Source organism: Candidatus Accumulibacter sp. ACC012 (assembly GCF_907163155.1).
GTDB lineage: Bacteria > Pseudomonadota > Gammaproteobacteria > Burkholderiales > Rhodocyclaceae > Accumulibacter > Accumulibacter delftensis.
Map to the genome: position 1 here is coordinate 625,098 of NZ_CAJQUC010000003.1, position 16,135 is coordinate 641,232.

Sequence of the window (16,135 nt, forward strand, 5' to 3'; positions counted from 1 at the left end):
ACCCGTCCGAGCGGCCAGCAATGGCCCTCTTGCGGCTTCTTGCGAAGCGCGGCATTATGCTGCCGGCGCGACGCTTCTGCTATCCGTTGACGCCTCGAAGCATCGCCGATAGCGTGGTTTCTTGGGGCTACTGGAATGATCGACAACTCAAAACGCCTCCTTTCCCTACTCGTCTCTGCTCTGCTCGTCGCGGGATTGGGCGCGTGTTCGACGGTGACGAAGTACCTCCCGGATATGGGCGCGGGTGCTCCCGAGAGAAGCGGCTCGGGGGCCAGGGAAGAGGGCGGCGTCTATTACACCGGTGCGTCCAATCTGCCACTGCACAAGAGCATCGGCGGTGCCATCATTACGCAGCTGCCACCGTACACGAAGCTCTACCGCGACCAACTCGATAGAGGCTTTGCGCACGTGCGTGTCGAGGCGACAGGCGAAACTGGTTGGGTAGAAAACGCGAAGCTTCTCTGGCGTCTGCCGACGCAAAACTCGCCGCAAGCGGCCCACGAAGCGGCGAGCAAGCCGGCGGTGCAGCCAAGTTCGCCGCCAGCGCTCGAAGCAGCCGCGCCGCCGTCGCCGGAAGCGGTCGATCCGCCAGCGTCGCCATCACCGCAAGCAGTCGAAGCGCCGCCGTCACCAGCGGCCGTGGCGCCATCGAGCACACCTTCGACGGGTACTCTCGCGCCGTCGATTTTCAATCCCTACTAAGTTACCGACACCCTTCGTCATGAATAGCCATGGCGCTGCAGGAGATCCCGTCAGTCCCGATTTGAGTGCGGAGCGGAGCAATCTCGATTTGCCGCTGATTGCCTTGTGGTCCGTATCGCCGGAACGCAAGGCGCAGGTGATCGACGATACGACGAGCGGCTCCATACCGCGGCCGCTTTACTATGTGCTGCTGCTGGCGTCGGGGGGCATCGCGGCCTTCGGCCTGTTGGCCAACAGCGCGGCCGTGGTCATCGGCGCCATGCTCGTCTCGCCACTGATGGCGCCGATTTTCGGCATCGCCCTGGCGCTGTCCCGCGGTGATTTGCATTTGTTGCGAAATGCGCTGGTCGCCGAGTTCGGCGGTGTACTGCTGATCGTCGCCTTTGCCTTGCTCCTGGGTCTGTTGCCGTTTGCCCTGGAAGTGACGCCGGAAATGCTGGCGCGCACCAGGCCATCACTGCTCGATGTCTTCGTGGCGGCCCTGGCGGGTCTCGCCGGTGGCCTGGCGATGGTCGATGAGCGCACCAGTCCGGCGCTGCCAGGAGTGGCAATTGCCACCTCGCTGACGCCGCCGCTCGCCACCTCCGGTCTGTCTTTGGCCTTCGGAGCTTTCGATGGCGCCTGGGGAGCCTTCCTGCTGTTCTTTGCCAACTTCCTGACGATACTGGCTGTTTCGGCGGCCATTTTCATTCTGGCTGGATTCGTCACCCGCGCCGAGATTGGCACGCGAACCGACTTCCTGAAGCGCTTTTCCGCTGCCGGCATCGGCCTGCTCGCCGTGGCCACCATCCTCACCCGTCAACTCATTGTCACTATCGACGACTGGCGCCTCAACCAGGCCATCGTCACCACCATCGAGCACGCCATTGCGGATAATCCTGGCGCCCGGCTGGCGAGAGTCATCTATGATCAGGACGCGAACGGCTCGGTCAATGTGCTGGCGACGGTCAATACGCCGCGATCATTCACCCCGCAGAAGGTCGACGCCATACAGCATGCCATTGCCGATAGCGTCAATCGCCCGATCAGCCTGTTCGTCAGGTGTGCCATCACTCATGACGTGGCGGCAGCGGGTTCGGCGAATCTCCTGCCGACGGTCAACCTCAATGGCGACTTCATTGCCGCCAGTGTGACGCCCAATGTTCGGCTGACGGAAGCTGCCGAGCAGACGCTCCGGGAATTGGTGAGCCGCCGGCAAAACTTCGAGTTGCTGGATGTGCAACTTGTGCATTTGCCGACCGGTCCGGTGATCGTTGCGACCGTTTCCGGTGCGCGTCCGCCAGTTCCCTCGCAGGTCAAGCTGGCCCAGGAAATAATTCGCCAGCGGGCTGGCGATGAGACCGCCACTTTGCTGGTGCGCGCTACAAGCACCAGCGATGTCACCGCCAAGGGGCGTGTGCTGCTCGGTGACGCACAGTTCTCGCCGATGACTGCAGCCGACCGGGCGCTCCAGGAAAAAGTTGAAACCCGTGGGAAGACTGTGCTGGAGCATGTCCAGAATACTTTTGTCGACAGTATTGATGCGGCGAAGCATGGCGACAAATGGGAGGTGCGAGCGGAAGTGGTCAGCGCCAGGGTCCTCCAGCCGGCCGAGGTGGGCAGGGTGGCGAAGGAGCTTACCGCGCTTGCCGGTGCTACCGTCACGCTTTCCGTGCTGACGCCAAACGGCCTGATTATCGACGCCAGGGGTTTCACCACGGTACAACGCTCGGTCGAGGAGGCGCTCGCCCGCGAGCTTGCCGCCCGGGATCTGAGCGAACGAGTCGATCAGTCGAAGTAGCCCCGCAAGCTAGCCAGACCTCTCTGCTTGACGCTTGGGGAACCAAGTGTGGATCTGACACCCTCATAGCAGTCTAGTGTGGCGTTGCGTTCTTGATGAGACTTTTGACAAGCATCTCCCACCCACCGTCATTGCGAGGAGGCGCCGCCGACGTGGCAATGACGTGGGGGCGGGTGTGGCGCCGCATTCACCATTTCCGACGCAGCCTTCAGCAAGCATGCCAGTGGCGCGAAACCCACGCGCTAGCCGGAATTTATAGGTTCCATACTGCGTGCAACACTACACTTGCGAGGAGAATCGAGTGAAATCTTACAAAAAGTCCGATGCCGCCATTGCCGCCCTGACTCCGGAACAGTTTCGTGTCACTCAGCAGAGCGGCACCGAGAAACCGGGAACAGGTGAGTATCTTCACAATACCGAGCCTGGTATCTACGTGGATATCGTGTCGGGCGAACCACTGTTCGCGTCGTCAGAGATGTTTGAGTCAGGTTGTGGCTGGCCCAGCTTTGCCCGACCCATCGAGCCCGCGCATATCAATGAGCTGAGGGATGCCGGCCATGGCATGCTGCGCACCGAAGTCCGCTCCGTTCATGGCGACAGCCACCTGGGGCACGTGTTTACGGACGGCCCCAGGGATCGTGGTGGTCTGCGCTACTGCATAAACTCGGCTTCGCTGCGCTTCATTCATCGCCATGACATGGAAGCTGCGGGCTATGGCGAGTACCTTGATCAAGTGGAGGACAAGTAATGGCCAAGGAACGCGCTGTTCTGGCGGGCGGTTGTTTTTGGGGTATGCAAGACCTGATTCGTAAGCTGCCGGGGGTTGCGGCCACCCGGGTGGGTTATACCGGCGGCGATGTTCCCAACGCCACTTATCGCAACCACGGCACGCATGCGGAAGGCATCGAGATCCTGTTCGATCCGGAACGGATTTCGTATCGCCGCATTCTGGAAGTTTTTTTCCAGATCCACGATCCGACAACCAGAAACCGCCAAGGTAATGACCGAGGTTCATCTTACCGCTCGGCAATCTATTATGTTGACGAGGCGCAGAAGCAAGTCGCCCTTGACACCATCGCCGACGTAAACGCCTCGGGCCTATGGCCGGGCAAAGTGGTCACGGAACTCGAAGCGGTCGGCGATTTCTGGGAGGCGGAGCCCGATCATCAGGATTATCTGGAGCACGTGCCAAACGGCTACACCTGCCACTACCCGCGTGCGAACTGGGTGCTGCCAGCGCGCACCTGAGTGAGCGGTGCCAGGGCTTCGCGATTGACGCCGCTTGCTGGGTGCTCATATACTGTCCTCGCTAGCGCTGAGTTTCCTGTCCTTCATGCGCGATAAATGCTCCGCAACATCCCCGGACCCGCCTCCGGATCTGGCAGGTGCAGGCGCGCCATTCGGCTTGGCGCCACGCAGCAGGGCGACGACAATCGCCTGTTCGCGCCTATTCGCGCCTATTCACGCCAATTCGGCTTGTCTTGATCGTGAGATCATTCGACAAGCCTTGCCACCCCTTCCGTCGCCAGGTGCTTCTTGCTGCTGCGCGCCGGGTCCGCGTCCGACTGCCACGCTAGTCACCACAACACAGGAGGTTTTACTGCATGGTTTTGAAGCACGCTGCAATACGTTTCTTCTCAATAGCCTGCTGCATGGCACTTGTTCAGTCCCCCGCGCTGGCTCGCGACATGGTCAGCATTAAGGGCTCGATCGTGAACATGCGTTCGGCGCCCAGCACTCGATCCGAAGTCATGTGGGAACTCCAGCGTGGATACCCGTTGCAGGTGCTCAAGCGCAAGGGCAGTTGGCTGCAGGTACGGGACTTCGAAAACGACAAGGGATGGGTGGCAAAGGCACTCACCAACCGCGAGCCACACTATATCGTCAAGGCGTCGGTGGCCAATATGCGCAGCGGCCCGGGCACCCGTTATCGCATCGTCGGCAAGTCCGAACGTTACGATCTGCTGCGCACCCGTGCCGCCAAGAGCGATTGGGTGCAGGTCGAACGCTCCGATGGCGTCAAGGGCTGGGTGGCGAAACGCCTTTTGTGGGGTTGGTAAGTAAGTCACCAGCCCACTGCGCAGGTTGTCCGTGCGACCACCGCCGGCTGGGCCTCACGCTACGCTACGCTACGCTAGCTGGCTTGTGCTTGGCGTAGCGCCTTTCCTGCCGCCTTATGCACCAGTCGGCTTAGCGACTCTAGCGCCGACGAAGTAATCCGCCAGCGATGCCAGAACAGTGGAACGTCCAGGCAACGCGGCGCAGCGAGCTCGATCAGTTGCCCCGCTTGCAGCTGCGCCTCGGCCAGTTGTTCCGGGATCATTCCCCAGGTCATGCCGCGCAACACCGCTTCGCCAAAAGATCGGGTGGTCGGTAGGTAGTGCGTCGGCGGCTTGATGACGGCATCGGTCAGCTGCGCCAGAAAAGCCTGTTGCAGGGCATCCTTCTTGTTGAACATCAACATCGGTGCAGCGTTCAGCGACTCGGCATTGACTCCCGCGGAGAAGTGCTGCTCGACATATGACGGTGAGGCCAGAGCCAGATAGCGCATCACGCCGAGCGCTTCGACCCGGCAACCCTGAATCGGTTTGGGGCTGGCGCTGACACCCGCCATCACCGTGCCTTCGCGCAGCAAGAGCAGCGAGTGATCCTGATCTTCGACCCGGAGATCAAGCGTAATGGCCGTGCTGGTGGCCAGATCATCGAACACCTCCAGGAACCAGCTATCGAGAGAATCGGCGTTGATCACCATCGGGATGCGCACGCTGGATGGGGCTCCGGCGCCGGCATCGACCACGCCCAGTGCCGAGAGCGCCTCGGATTCCAGCAGGGCAAGTTCTTCCGCGTAGCGTAGCAGGGGGCGTCCGGCGGCTGTCGCCTGGCAGGGCGTGGAGCGCTGGATCAGGACCTGCCCCATGCGCTCCTCCAGCAACTTGATCCGCTGACTGATTGCCGATGGGGTCACGTTCAATTTCCGCGCAGCCAAGTCGAAACTACCTTCGCGGAGGGTTTCGGCGAAGGCAGCCAATTGCGCATTGTCGATCTTCATAAGTTAACAAATCTAATGAATGGTTAATAAGTTTAACTGTATTTGCTTCGTGACGAACCATAAGCTGATGCCTTGACCAACTTCACTGACAAATCATGCCCACTGACCTGATTGCCGGATTCCTGTCCGGTGCTGTCCTCATCGTCGCCATTGGTGCTCAGAACTCCTACCTGCTTCGCCAGGGTCTCCGACGCGAACACGTCCTGCCACTGGTGCTTTTCTGCGCCAGCGCCGACGCCCTGCTGATCGTGGCCGGCATTGCTGGATTGGGGGTGGCGATCGAAAGCCAGCCAGCGTTCCTCAGCATCGCTCGCTACGGCGGTGCGGCATTCTTGCTCGTTTACGGACTGCTGTCGGCGCGGCGTGCCTGCAAACCAGAACAACTGATCCTCGACGCCGGGACCCGCTTACCGCTTGGTGTTGCCATGGCCACCTGTCTCGGCTTTACCTTTCTGAATCCGCATGTCTATCTGGATACGGTGATTCTTCTCGGCTCGCTGGCCAGCCAGAGAGAAGAAGGACGCTGGAGTTTTGGCGCGGGAGCTGTTGGTGCGAGCTTTGTTTGGTTCTTTGCGCTCGGTTACGGGGCGCGTTTTCTGGCCCCGCTGTTCGCCAAACCCCTCTCCTGGCGCATCCTCGACTCAATGATCAGCATGACGATGCTTGGCCTCGGTAGTCTGTTGATTCTGGAGTAGCCAACCTGCTAGTACTGCTTGATGGATCATTGCTGCACGGGGCTTCTGCGTGCGCCAGAGCTCGGGCAAGTGCTCGGCAAAAATTTTCCTTGTCGGGTTTTTGGGGCTTGCCTTTTTGCCGAAAGCTGTATAAAACTACAGTCTTGACGACAGGAGCTCATGACCATGGCCAGAGGTGCATCGCTTACCCCGCGACAACAGGAAATTCTCGACTTCATCCGTAACACGCTGGAGATTCTTGGTGCGCCCCCGACCCGGGCCGAAATCGCCAACGCCTTCGGATTCGCCTCGCACAATGCCGCTGAGGAGCACCTCAAGGCGCTGGCCAAGAAAGGCATCATCATTCTCGAACCAGGTTCGGCGCGCGGCATTCGCCTGGTCGAACAGCTCGGTTTGCCGCTGATCGGCAGCGTTGCTGCCGGTAGTCCGATTCTGGCGGTGGAAAACGTACAGCGCCGTTATACGGTCGATCCCAGTCTGTTCAAGCCGCGTGCCGACTTTCTCTTGCGCGTGCGCGGCCTGTCGATGATCAACGCCGGCATTCTGGACGGGGATCTGCTCGCCGTGCACCGCAGCAGCGAAGCGCGCAACGGCCAGATTGTCGTTGCTCGGCTCGATGACGAGGTGACGGTCAAGCGTTTTCGCCAGCAGGGAGGGACGGTCGAGCTGATCGCCGAAAACCCCGATTTCGAACCGATCGTCGTCGATTCTGAAGCGCAAACACTGGCTATCGAAGGCATCGCTGTCGGCGTGATCCGCGGCAGCGAAACGATGTGAGAGCCCGTTGGCCTCTCCCAGTCTTTCATACCTTCGAGCCCCGCCATGCCTTCATCGCTGACGCTTGCGCATGTTCTTGATCGCCCGGATGTCTGGCGCGGCGATACGCTGGCCAGAACACCCTTACCCGGTGTGCCGACGGGCTTTGCCGAACTTGACCGCGAGCTGCCCGGCGGCGGCTGGCCGCGTGGCGGCTTGACCGAAATTCTGCCCTTGCGTCGGGGCATTGGCGAACTGAGTTTGCTACTGCCAGCGCTGGCGCGACTGTCGAGCGACGAACTTGCCTGGCTCGTTTGTGTCGCCTCGCCGCATCCGCTGCATGCGCCAGCACTGCATGAATCCGGTATTGATTTGTCGCGTCTGCTGGTGGCCAGCGCGCCCGGTCGGGACACTGCCTGGGTCTGCGAACGCTCACTCGCTACCGATGGTGTTGGCGCAGTGGTCGCCTGGCTACCGGAAGTTCAGAGCAGCACACTGCGTCGGCTGCAGCTTGCTGCCGAGAGTAGTCGCACACTTCTGTTCGTTTTTCGTCCGGCAGCCTGTGCCAGCCAATCCTCGCCGGCGCCGCTGCGGCTGGCGCTCGAAGGCGAGGGGGAGAAGCTGATCGTTCGTCTTCTCAAACGCCGTGGCGGTGCGCTGTCAGCGTCCCTGCCGATTAGCATTCAACGCCCGCTGTGCCGGCATCATGCTCTGGCTTGCCCTGTACCTGTCACGCCTGCCGCTCGAAGTCTTTCCCAGCCTGCCGTCGCCTAAAGCCATCGTCGGCCGTGAACGTATTGTCGTCGCCGACCAGGCGGCGACTTTGGCTGGCGTACTGCCTGGGTTGCGCTTGGCCGAGGCGTGGGCTTTTGTGCCCACGCTGGCTGTGCAGCAGCGTGACTTCGCGCGTGAGCAGCAAGCCTTGACCCGGCTCGCCTGCTGGGCAGGCGGCTTCACCTCGGAAATCTGCTGCCTTCCCCCCCAGACACTGCTGCTGGAAGTGGCAGGATCCTTGCGTCTTTTCGGCGGCGCCACGGCGCTCTTCGAAGGCGTTGTCAGTGGCTGCGCCGAGCAGGGCTTTGCTCCGCAAGCGGCACTGGCGCCGACGCCGCTCGCTGCGCAGTGGCTGGCGCTTGCCGGTGACCATGAGCCCTGTCTCGACATCGGCGAATTGCCGCTGCGCCTTGGCAGACTGCCGCTGGCGGCTCTCGACTTCTCGCCGCAAAACCAGGCTCGCCTCGGCAGTTTTGGTGCGCGCCTGCTCGCTGATGTGCTGGCTCTGCCGCGCGCAGGCCTGGCACGCCGACTCGGTGCCGGTTTTGTCGCTGATCTGGCGCGTGCGCTCGGCGATTTGCCGGATCCGCGGGCGCGCTTTGTTTTTCCGGAGCGTTTTGCCGAGCGACTGGAACTGCCGACGCGGACAGACAATGCGCTTGCTCTCGGTTTTGCCGGGGGTCGCTTGATCGCCAGTTTATGTGGTTGGCTTGCGGCACGTGCTGAGGGGGTCAGTGAATGCCATTTCGAGTTTGCGCACGAGCACTCTGCGAGGCGGCGATCGAGCACTGTTCTGAGCCTCGGCTTGAGCACTGCCACGCGCGACCGCGAACGCATCTCCCGGCTACTTATCGAGCGCCTGCAACGACTCCAACTGACCGCCGCTGTCGAGTCGATCAGCTTGCGAGCCGAGGCGCCGGAGGCACTACCCGGACGTACAAACAGCCTTTTCGGCGAGCGCGGCGAGGGCGCTGGCGGTGAGTCGTTGGCCGCCTTGGTCGAGCGCCTGCAGGCGCGTCTTGGCAGCGCTAGCGTGCATGCGCTTGCGGCGGTGGACGAGCACCGCCCGGAAAACGCCTCGCGACCAGTCAAGCCTGCTCTGCCGGCCGGAGAGAAAACGGCAGCGAAGTTGTCTGCTGCTCCAGATCTATCGGAGAAAGCGTCTGGCCCCCGTCCCTTGTGGCTTCTGGCCAGACCCCTGGCCTTGCGCGAAATGGCCGGTCGGCCGCAGTGTGGAGGCTCCTTGCGCCTGCTTGCCGGGCCGGAGCGTATCGAAAGTGGCTGGTGGGATGCCAGCGAGCCTGCTGCGCTTGGCGATGTGCGTCGCGACTACTTTGTTGCCATTTCGATGCGAAACGAGTGGCTATGGATTTTTCGTTGCCGGGCAGGGTGGTTTCTGCACGGCGTGTTTGCCTGAAAACGCGCGATTTAACTGGTGCTTTTCGATCACCCTTTTTATACTGTGATTATTCTTGCAATCGACCGTCCACTCGCGGAGCCTGAGCATGGAGTACCCCCTTACTGGCTTGTTACCGACGGCACTTCTGATCGATCTGCCCGAAATCGATGTCCAGCACGAGGAGATCTTTCGCCGTATCGAGTCCCTCAAGAACTCATCCTTTGGCAGCGGACCCGTATCCCTCGACGAGTTTCACAGCCTGCTCGACTATCTGGAGTGGCACTTCGCCAGCGAGGAGCGCCTTGCGCGCCAACTCGGCGTCGACTTTGCCGATCATGCCAGCGCCCATGACGAGAACCTGCGTATGCTACGCAAGGCACTCGCCGCCGTGCATGACGGTTTGCAGGATGTTCACTCCTTCCTGCGTTATGCGGAATACTGGTTCGAGCGTCATATCACCGACGAAGACAAGCCTTTCGCCGCCAGACTACGGGAGCGTATTGCCTGAGGCCTTGAGCTGCTCGCGGCTTGTCGTCGCCGGCCTGCGGAATGACGCTCCACTACGATCGAATATGCCTTGCGAGACTTCCCGGAAACGCTCCTGTGGAGTGCCCCTGGAAGTCGCTTTCGAAGCTCTCGCCGCGCATTCTTTTTTGCGTTCTTTCGAGCATTCTGGCAAGCTGATAAGCGGAACAGCATATGTTGTCATATTTGATTGCAGGCCCCTTTTAATCGGCCATTTGTAGATGGCCTGACCACTTCTTGATGAGCCCGTACCGACCATGAACATTACCTCTTCAGCTGCCTGGAAGGCCCTTGAAGCGCACCGGCAATCGCTCTCGCCGGTGCATCTCAGACAACTCTTCGCCAGCAACCCGGATCGCGTCGCTGCACTCTCGCTAAGCTTTGCTGACATCCTTTATGATTTCTCGAAGCAGCGCATGGATTCGGCGACGCTACCCCTGCTGGTCGAGCTGACCAAGGAAGTTGGACTTGCCGAGGCAACGGCACGAATGTTCAGCGGCGAGAAGATCAATGTCAGCGAAGATCGCTCGGTGCTGCACGTCGCCTTGCGGCGATCGGACGCGCCGTTTCCCAGTGCCGACTTCGACGTCATGGCCGAGGTCTTGCCGACGCGCCAGCGCATGGCCGCCTTCGCCGAGCGTATTCGTGCTGGCCAGGCGCTTGGCTTTACCGGCATGCCGATTCGTACGGTCGTCAATATCGGCATCGGGGGCTCTGACCTCGGACCGAAAATGCTCGCTTACGCCCTGCGTTCAATTTCGCATCCGGCACTTGCGGTGCATTATGTCTCCAACCTCGATAGCGCCCAGCTGGCGCCGCTCCTGCAAACGCTTGACCCGCGCACGACGCTTTTCCTGCTTGCCAGCAAGACCTTCACCACTCAGGAAACGATGCTCAATGCGCAAACCGCGCGCAGCTGGCTGGTCGCCAACCTCGGTGATGCCGCCGCCGTTGCCCTGCATTTTGCGGCCTTGACGGCCAAACCCGAGCGGGCGGTCGACTTCGGGATCAACGAGGGCTCGGTCTTTCCTCTCTGGGACTGGGTCGGTGGCCGTTTTTCGCTGTGGTCGGCAGTTGGCCTGGCCTTGATGATCGCCATCGGTCCGCAGGCCTATGACGAGCTGCTGGCCGGCGCCGAGCGCATGGACGAGCATTTCCGCAGCACGCCCTGCGAGCGCAACCTGCCTGTGGTGATGGCCTTGATCGGGATCTGGAACACCAACTTCCTGGGCGCGACGACCAACGCCGTGTTGCCCTACAACGAGTCACTGCGCTACTTCCCGTCCTTCCTGCAGCAACTCGAAATGGAGAGCAACGGCAAGTCCGTCGGGATTGATGGCCAGCCGCTCGCGCATGCTTCGAATCCCATCGTCTGGGGGGAGCTCGGCAACAACGGCCAGCACGCGTTCTTCCAGCTTCTCCACCAGGGTGGACGATTGGTACCCTGCGATTTCATCGCCGCCGTGCGCTCGGACTACCCCTTGCCAGGACATCAGGAGGCGCTGCTCGCCAACTGCTTCGCACAGAGCGCGGCCCTGGCGTTCGGCAAGACCGAGGATGAGGCACGCAGTGAGCTGAGTGGCACCCTGTCGCCCGAGAAACTCGCGGAACTCCTGCCGCACAAGGTCTTTGCCGGCAATCAGCCGTCGTCCACGCTGCTTATGTCGCGGCTTGACCCGCAAACGCTCGGTGCCCTGGTGGCACTTTACGAACACAAGGTATTCGTGCAGGGCGCTATCTGGGGACTCAATTCCTTCGACCAGTGGGGTGTCGAGCTTGGCAAGGCGGTGGCCAACAGCATTCTGCCTGCGCTGAGCGATGAACAGCTGGCGAAAAAACTCGATGCATCGACGCAAGGGCTGCTGGCCTTCACCCGGCAGCATATTGCCTGAACCGATTTTGCTCCGGTCGCCGGCCGGGGCGCTCAATTTGCCATGAGGCATGACATGACTACGAAGGTGATCAGCGTTCCCAGCACGCCGTTCTCGGGCCAGAAGCCGGGGACATCCGGGCTGCGCAAGAAAGTGACGGTATTTCAGCAAGAGCGGTATCTCGAGAATTTCGTGCAGGCCATTTTCGACAGCTTGAGCGGCCAGCAAGGCAAAACGCTGGTCGTTGGTGGCGACGGCCGCTATTACAACGATGTCGCTATTCAGACCATTCTACGCATGGCGGCAGCGGCCGGCTTTGGCCGCGCCATGGTCGGTCGTGACGGTATTCTGTCCACTCCGGCAGCCAGCGCCGTGATCCGCAAATGGCAGGCCTTTGGTGGCCTTATCCTGTCCGCAAGTCACAACCCGGGTGGTCCCGATGGCGACTTCGGCATCAAGTACAACCTCGGCAATGGCGGACCGGCGAACGAAACTTTTACCGACGCGGTGTATCAGCGCACGCAGGAGATCAGTGCCTATCGCATTATCGAGGCGGCAGATATCGACCTCGGGCAGCTGGGCGAGTTTCAAGTGGGCGACATGGCCGTCAGCATCATCGATCCGGTCGCCGATCATGCCGAACTCCTGGAGTCCCTGTTTGACTTCGATCGCATCGCTGCTCTACTTGCACGTCCGGATTTCCGCATGCGTTTCGACGCCATGCACGCGGTCAACGGCCCCTACGCGAAGGCCATTCTCGAAGACCGTCTCGGCGCTCCAGCGGGTACGGTGGTGAACGGCACGCCGCTGCCGGATTTTGGCGGCGGCCATCCCGATCCGAACCCCGTCTATGCGGCCGAACTGGTCGCTGCGCTGGCCGACAGCCGCTCGGGTCTGTCCTTCGGTGCGGCCTCGGACGGCGATGGTGATCGCAACATGATCGTCGGTCGCGGTTTCGTCGTCAGTCCGAGTGACAGTCTGGCAGTGATCGCCGCGAACCATGCGCTGGTACCCGCTTACGCGGCCGGCCTGGCGGGCGTGGCGCGCTCGATGCCGACCAGTTGTGCCGTGGACCGCGTTGCCAAAGCCCTGGGTATTCCCTGTTACGAAACACCGACCGGCTGGAAATACTTCGGTTCGCTACTCGATGCCGGCAAGGCCACCATCTGCGGCGAAGAGAGCGCGGGCACCGGTTCCAGTCACGTGCGCGAGAAGGATGGCCTGTGGGCGGTGCTCTATTGGCTCAACATTCTGGCGGTGCGCGATATGCCGGCCGATGTCATCGTGCGTGAGCACTGGCAGCGTTTCGGGCGCAACGTCTACTCGCGCCACGACTACGAGGGCATCGAGACCGCCGCGGCCGATCGCCTGATGGATGGCTTGCGCGCGCGCCTGCCGCAACTGGCGGGCTCGCTGTGCAATGAACTGCGTATCGAGGCCGCCGATGATTTTGCCTATACCGACCCGGTCGATGGCTCACGCTCTGAACGCCAGGGCATCCGCATCATGCTCGACGACGGCTCGCGGGTGGTTTTCCGGCTCTCCGGCACGGGTACGGAAGGGGCGACGTTGCGCGTCTATCTCGAACGTTTCGTGGCCGACCCAAGTCTCCACGAGGTGCCGACGCAGGAGGCGCTCGCCCCGCTCGTGCAACTTGCCGAGACGGTCGCACAGATTGCCGTGATCACCGGGAGAAAAGGCCCGGACGTGATCAGCTAGAAAGGGTGATGGCTATTGGCCACCAAATGCAGTGAATGCAGTATGAAAAGGGGTAGAGAAAATGGTTGAAAGGAGAACATTCCAGTTGTCGCGCAAGGCGATCGCCTTGGTGCTCGCTGGCGGGCGCGGCAGTCGCTTGCACGAACTCACTGATCGCCGCGCCAAACCGGCGGTGCACTTTGGCGGCAAGTTCCGGATCATCGATTTCGCCTTGTCGAACTGCGTCAATTCGCAGTTTCGACGCGTTGGCGTGGTGACCCAGTACAAATCACACAGCCTTTTGCGTCACCTGCAGCGCGGCTGGAGTTTCCTGCACGGCGAAGTCAACGAGTTCGTCGACCTGTTGCCGGCGCAACAGCGGATTGACGAGGAGTCCTGGTATCGTGGCACGGCCGACGCCGTTTACCAGAACATCGACATCCTCGAAACCTATAATCCGGCGCCCGAGTACGTCGTGATCCTGGCCGGCGACCATGTCTACAAGATGAACTACGGCATTATGCTTGTCGATCACGTCGAGAGCGGTGCCGAATGCACCGTCGCCTGCATCGAGGTGCCGCGCAAGGAAGCCAGTGGTTTCGGTATCGTCGACGTCGATGAGAACGGCATGATTACCGACTTCATCGAGAAGCCGGCCGATCCACCGGCGATGCCGGGCAATCCGGAGATGTCCTTGTGCAGCATGGGCGTCTACGTCTTCAATGCCAAGTACCTGTATGCCGAACTGGCCCGTGATATTGCCGACGAGACCTCCAATCACGACTTCGGCAAGGACATCATTCCACGCGCCGTGGCCAACCGCTGCGCGGTCGCACACTCGTTTTCGCGCAGCTGTGTCATGGCTCCCGATGAACCCTTCAGGGAGCACTACTGGCGTGACGCGGGGACGATTGATGCCTACTGGGACGCCAACATCGATCTGACTGGCACGGTACCGGCGCTGAATCTCTATGACAGCAACTGGCCGGTGTGGACCTATCAAGAGCAGTTGCCACCGGCCAAATTCGTCCATAACCATCTCGACCGGCGCGGCACGGCCATCGAGTCCACGGTTTCCGGCGGCTGTATCGTTTCTGGCGAAATCAATCGTTCGCTGTTGTTTTCCAGTTCTCGCGTCCATTCCTACGCCAGGGTGAACCTGTCGGTCCTGCTTCCCGGTACGGTCATCGGGTCGCGAGCTCGTCTGAGTCGCTGCGTCGTGGACAGTGGCTGTCAGATTCCGCCGGGCATGGTCGTTGGCGAAGACCCGGAAGACGATGCGCGTCGTTTCCGGCATACCGAGAACGGCGTTACGCTGATTACGCAGAAAATGATCGAGCGACTCACCTGACGCGGCAGGCTCGATAGTCCGTGCGCATTCTGCACGTTGCCGCGGAGATCTACCCGCTGGTCAAGACCGGCGGCCTCGCTGACGTCGTGGCCGCCTTGCCGGCTGCCCTGGCCGCGCGCGGACTCGACGTTCGCATCCTGTTGCCAGGGATGCCGGCGATGCTCAAGGGCGTGACCGATCTCGAGCGAGTGATTCACATCGGTCCGGCCTTTGGCGCTGCGCTCATTACCCTGCGCCTTGGCCGCCTGCCCGACAGCGGCTTGCTGGCTTACATCATCGACGCGCCTTTTCTTTACCGGCGCGACGGTAATCCTTACCTTGGCCCGGACGCTTGCGACTGGCGCGACAACCATCGCCGCTTTGCGCTCCTCGGCTGGGTTGCGGCACACCTCGCTGCCGGAGAGCTTGATCAATACTGGCAGCCCGAAGTCGTGCACGCGCACGATTGGCACGCTGGACTGGCGCCCGCCTATATCGCGCAGAATCCGGCCCTGTCCACAGCCACCGTGTTCACCATCCACAATCTCTCCTTCCGCGGCCTTTTCCCTCTCGACTACCACCACGACCTGGGTTTGCAGATTTCTGGTGCCAATCAGAGTGGCATCGAGTTTCACGGACAGTTGTCGTTCATGAAGGCTGCGCTGGTGCATGCGAAACGGGTCAACGCCGTCAGCCCGACCTATGCGCGGGAAATCTGCACGCAGGAATTCGGCTGGGGGCTGGACGGCGTACTGCGTGGTCGGGGCGACGATCTTTCTGGCATCCTCAATGGTGTTGACTATTCCGTCTGGGACGCCAGCAGCAACCCCGCCCTGAGCATGAACTACCGTCCCGAACGCCTGCGCGGCAAGCTGATCTGCAAGCTCAGGCTGCAAAAAGATCTCAATTTCGTTCCCCGTGCCAAGGCGCCGCTGTTCGCGATCATCAGTCGATTGACCTCGCAAAAGGGCATGGATCTGGTCCTTGGTGCCTTGCCGACGCTGTTGGCCGAGGGGGCGCAGCTGGTGGTCATTGGCAGCGGCGAGGCTGACATCGAAGCCGCTTTCAGGGCCGCCGCGACGGCTCATCCCGCCGCTGTGTCGGTCCATCTCGGCTACGACGAGGCCTTGTCACACCGTATCATGGCCGCCGCCGACATCTTGCTCGTTCCTTCGCGTTTCGAGCCCTGCGGCCTGACGCAGCTCTACGCCCTGCGCTATGGCACCGTGCCACTGGTGCGGCGAGTCGGCGGCCTGGCCGATACGGTGATCGATGCGACGGTGGAAAACCTCAAAGCAGGTACGGCCAACGGTTTCTCGTTTGACGATGCCAGCAGCCGTCAGCTGGCCGCAAGGATAAGCAAGGCCTGCGTGCTCTACCGCGACGCCGCGACCTGGCACCGCCTGCAGCAGCACGGCATGGCGCAGGATTTTTCCTGGGATGACTCGGCAAGGCGCTACGAGGCCCTGTACCGAAGCATCTGAAGGGTCGAAGAGTCGTCCCACGCGTTTTTCCCTGGCGGGCCTACGGTTAATCCCTCCGTAAGCAGCGCTGGC

15 protein-coding genes are annotated in these 16,135 nt (G+C 61.4%); 14 read left to right on the forward strand and 1 reads right to left on the reverse strand.

The features are described 5' to 3' along the window. The first annotated feature begins 135 nt into the window (after positions 1–135). The 5 genes from QZ648_RS06105 to QZ648_RS06125 all read left to right on the forward strand — a co-directional run bounded on the left by QZ648_RS06105 (position 136) and on the right by QZ648_RS06125 (position 4,542). Positions 136–702, forward strand: a complete 567-nt coding sequence (locus QZ648_RS06105) for a hypothetical protein (RefSeq protein WP_169067206.1) — start codon at positions 136–138, stop codon at positions 700–702. A gap of 19 nt (positions 703–721) precedes the next feature. After that, positions 722–2,482, forward strand: a complete 1,761-nt coding sequence (locus tag QZ648_RS06110) for a DUF389 domain-containing protein (RefSeq protein ID WP_291996421.1) — start codon at positions 722–724, stop codon at positions 2,480–2,482. A gap of 301 nt (positions 2,483–2,783) precedes the next feature. Continuing rightward, a complete protein-coding gene (msrB, locus tag QZ648_RS06115; protein WP_169067208.1) occupies positions 2,784–3,230 on the forward strand; it encodes a peptide-methionine (R)-S-oxide reductase MsrB in 447 nt (148 codons plus the stop codon). After that, positions 3,230–3,730: a peptide-methionine (S)-S-oxide reductase MsrA gene (gene msrA, locus QZ648_RS06120; RefSeq protein WP_291996422.1), complete on the forward strand. Its 501-nt coding sequence runs from the start codon at positions 3,230–3,232 to the stop codon at positions 3,728–3,730. The genes msrB and msrA overlap by 1 nt, the downstream gene beginning before the upstream one ends. 356 nt (positions 3,731–4,086) lie before the next feature. Then, positions 4,087–4,542, forward strand: a complete 456-nt coding sequence (locus tag QZ648_RS06125; RefSeq protein WP_169067209.1) for an SH3 domain-containing protein — start codon at positions 4,087–4,089, stop codon at positions 4,540–4,542. A gap of 74 nt (positions 4,543–4,616) precedes the next feature. Here QZ648_RS06125 and QZ648_RS06130 read toward each other — a convergent pair whose 3' ends face one another. Then, positions 4,617–5,531, reverse strand: coding sequence for a LysR family transcriptional regulator ArgP (locus tag QZ648_RS06130; RefSeq protein WP_291996423.1), 915 nt, complete (start codon positions 5,529–5,531; stop codon positions 4,617–4,619). Positions 5,532–5,626: 95 nt separating this feature from the next. Between QZ648_RS06130 and QZ648_RS06135 the strand changes: the two genes are divergently transcribed. From QZ648_RS06135 to glgA, 9 genes are all read left to right on the forward strand, one after another. Beyond that, a complete protein-coding gene (locus tag QZ648_RS06135) occupies positions 5,627–6,226 on the forward strand; it encodes a LysE/ArgO family amino acid transporter (RefSeq protein WP_291996424.1) in 600 nt (199 codons plus the stop codon). A 159-nt stretch (positions 6,227–6,385) separates the two neighbouring features. Further along, positions 6,386–7,003: a transcriptional repressor LexA gene (gene lexA / locus QZ648_RS06140; RefSeq protein ID WP_291996425.1), complete on the forward strand. Its 618-nt coding sequence runs from the start codon at positions 6,386–6,388 to the stop codon at positions 7,001–7,003. Positions 7,004–7,048: 45 nt separating this feature from the next. Then, positions 7,049–7,756, forward strand: coding sequence for a translesion DNA synthesis-associated protein ImuA (gene imuA / locus QZ648_RS06145; protein ID WP_291996426.1), 708 nt, complete (start codon positions 7,049–7,051; stop codon positions 7,754–7,756). Next, positions 7,689–9,173, forward strand: coding sequence for a DNA polymerase Y family protein (locus tag QZ648_RS06150; RefSeq protein WP_291996427.1), 1,485 nt, complete (start codon positions 7,689–7,691; stop codon positions 9,171–9,173). The genes imuA and QZ648_RS06150 overlap by 68 nt, the downstream gene beginning before the upstream one ends. Before the next feature lie 88 nt (positions 9,174–9,261). After that, the gene (locus QZ648_RS06155; RefSeq protein WP_291996428.1) at positions 9,262–9,663 is read left to right on the forward strand and encodes a hemerythrin family protein; all 402 of its coding nucleotides are present in this window, start codon (positions 9,262–9,264) and stop codon (positions 9,661–9,663) included. A gap of 274 nt (positions 9,664–9,937) precedes the next feature. Then, a complete protein-coding gene (gene pgi, locus QZ648_RS06160) occupies positions 9,938–11,572 on the forward strand; it encodes a glucose-6-phosphate isomerase (protein WP_291996429.1) in 1,635 nt (544 codons plus the stop codon). Between the two features lie 54 nt (positions 11,573–11,626). Continuing rightward, entirely contained in the window at positions 11,627–13,270 is a 1,644-nt protein-coding gene (locus QZ648_RS06165) for an alpha-D-glucose phosphate-specific phosphoglucomutase (protein ID WP_169067217.1), read from the forward strand. 61 nt (positions 13,271–13,331) lie between these two features. Then, a complete protein-coding gene (gene glgC / locus QZ648_RS06170; RefSeq protein WP_169067218.1) occupies positions 13,332–14,600 on the forward strand; it encodes a glucose-1-phosphate adenylyltransferase in 1,269 nt (422 codons plus the stop codon). 20 nt (positions 14,601–14,620) lie between these two features. Next, on the forward strand, positions 14,621–16,063 hold the full coding sequence (gene glgA, locus QZ648_RS06175) for a glycogen synthase GlgA (protein WP_291996430.1): 1,443 nt from the start codon (positions 14,621–14,623) through the stop codon (positions 16,061–16,063). Positions 16,064–16,135 lie beyond the last annotated feature (72 nt).

Excerpts from the sequence above, each read along its gene's own strand:
- QZ648_RS06150 (WP_291996427.1), top strand. The coding sequence starts at position 7,689 with ATGCTCTGGCTTGCCCTGTACCTGTCACGCCTGCCGCTCGAAGTCTTT.
- msrA (WP_291996422.1), top strand. The coding sequence starts at position 3,230 with ATGGCCAAGGAACGCGCTGTTCTGGCGGGCGGTTGTTTTTGGGGTATG.
- QZ648_RS06155 (WP_291996428.1), top strand. The coding sequence starts at position 9,262 with ATGGAGTACCCCCTTACTGGCTTGTTACCGACGGCACTTCTGATCGAT.
- lexA (WP_291996425.1), top strand. The coding sequence starts at position 6,386 with ATGACCATGGCCAGAGGTGCATCGCTTACCCCGCGACAACAGGAAATT.
- QZ648_RS06110 (WP_291996421.1), top strand. The coding sequence starts at position 722 with ATGAATAGCCATGGCGCTGCAGGAGATCCCGTCAGTCCCGATTTGAGT.
- pgi (WP_291996429.1), top strand. The coding sequence starts at position 9,938 with ATGAACATTACCTCTTCAGCTGCCTGGAAGGCCCTTGAAGCGCACCGG.
- QZ648_RS06130 (WP_291996423.1), bottom strand. The coding sequence starts at position 5,531 with ATGAAGATCGACAATGCGCAATTGGCTGCCTTCGCCGAAACCCTCCGC.
- QZ648_RS06125 (WP_169067209.1), top strand. The coding sequence starts at position 4,087 with ATGGTTTTGAAGCACGCTGCAATACGTTTCTTCTCAATAGCCTGCTGC.
- glgC (WP_169067218.1), top strand. The coding sequence starts at position 13,332 with ATGGTTGAAAGGAGAACATTCCAGTTGTCGCGCAAGGCGATCGCCTTG.
- imuA (WP_291996426.1), top strand. The coding sequence starts at position 7,049 with ATGCCTTCATCGCTGACGCTTGCGCATGTTCTTGATCGCCCGGATGTC.
- QZ648_RS06135 (WP_291996424.1), top strand. The coding sequence starts at position 5,627 with ATGCCCACTGACCTGATTGCCGGATTCCTGTCCGGTGCTGTCCTCATC.
- QZ648_RS06105 (WP_169067206.1), top strand. The coding sequence starts at position 136 with ATGATCGACAACTCAAAACGCCTCCTTTCCCTACTCGTCTCTGCTCTG.
- QZ648_RS06165 (WP_169067217.1), top strand. The coding sequence starts at position 11,627 with ATGACTACGAAGGTGATCAGCGTTCCCAGCACGCCGTTCTCGGGCCAG.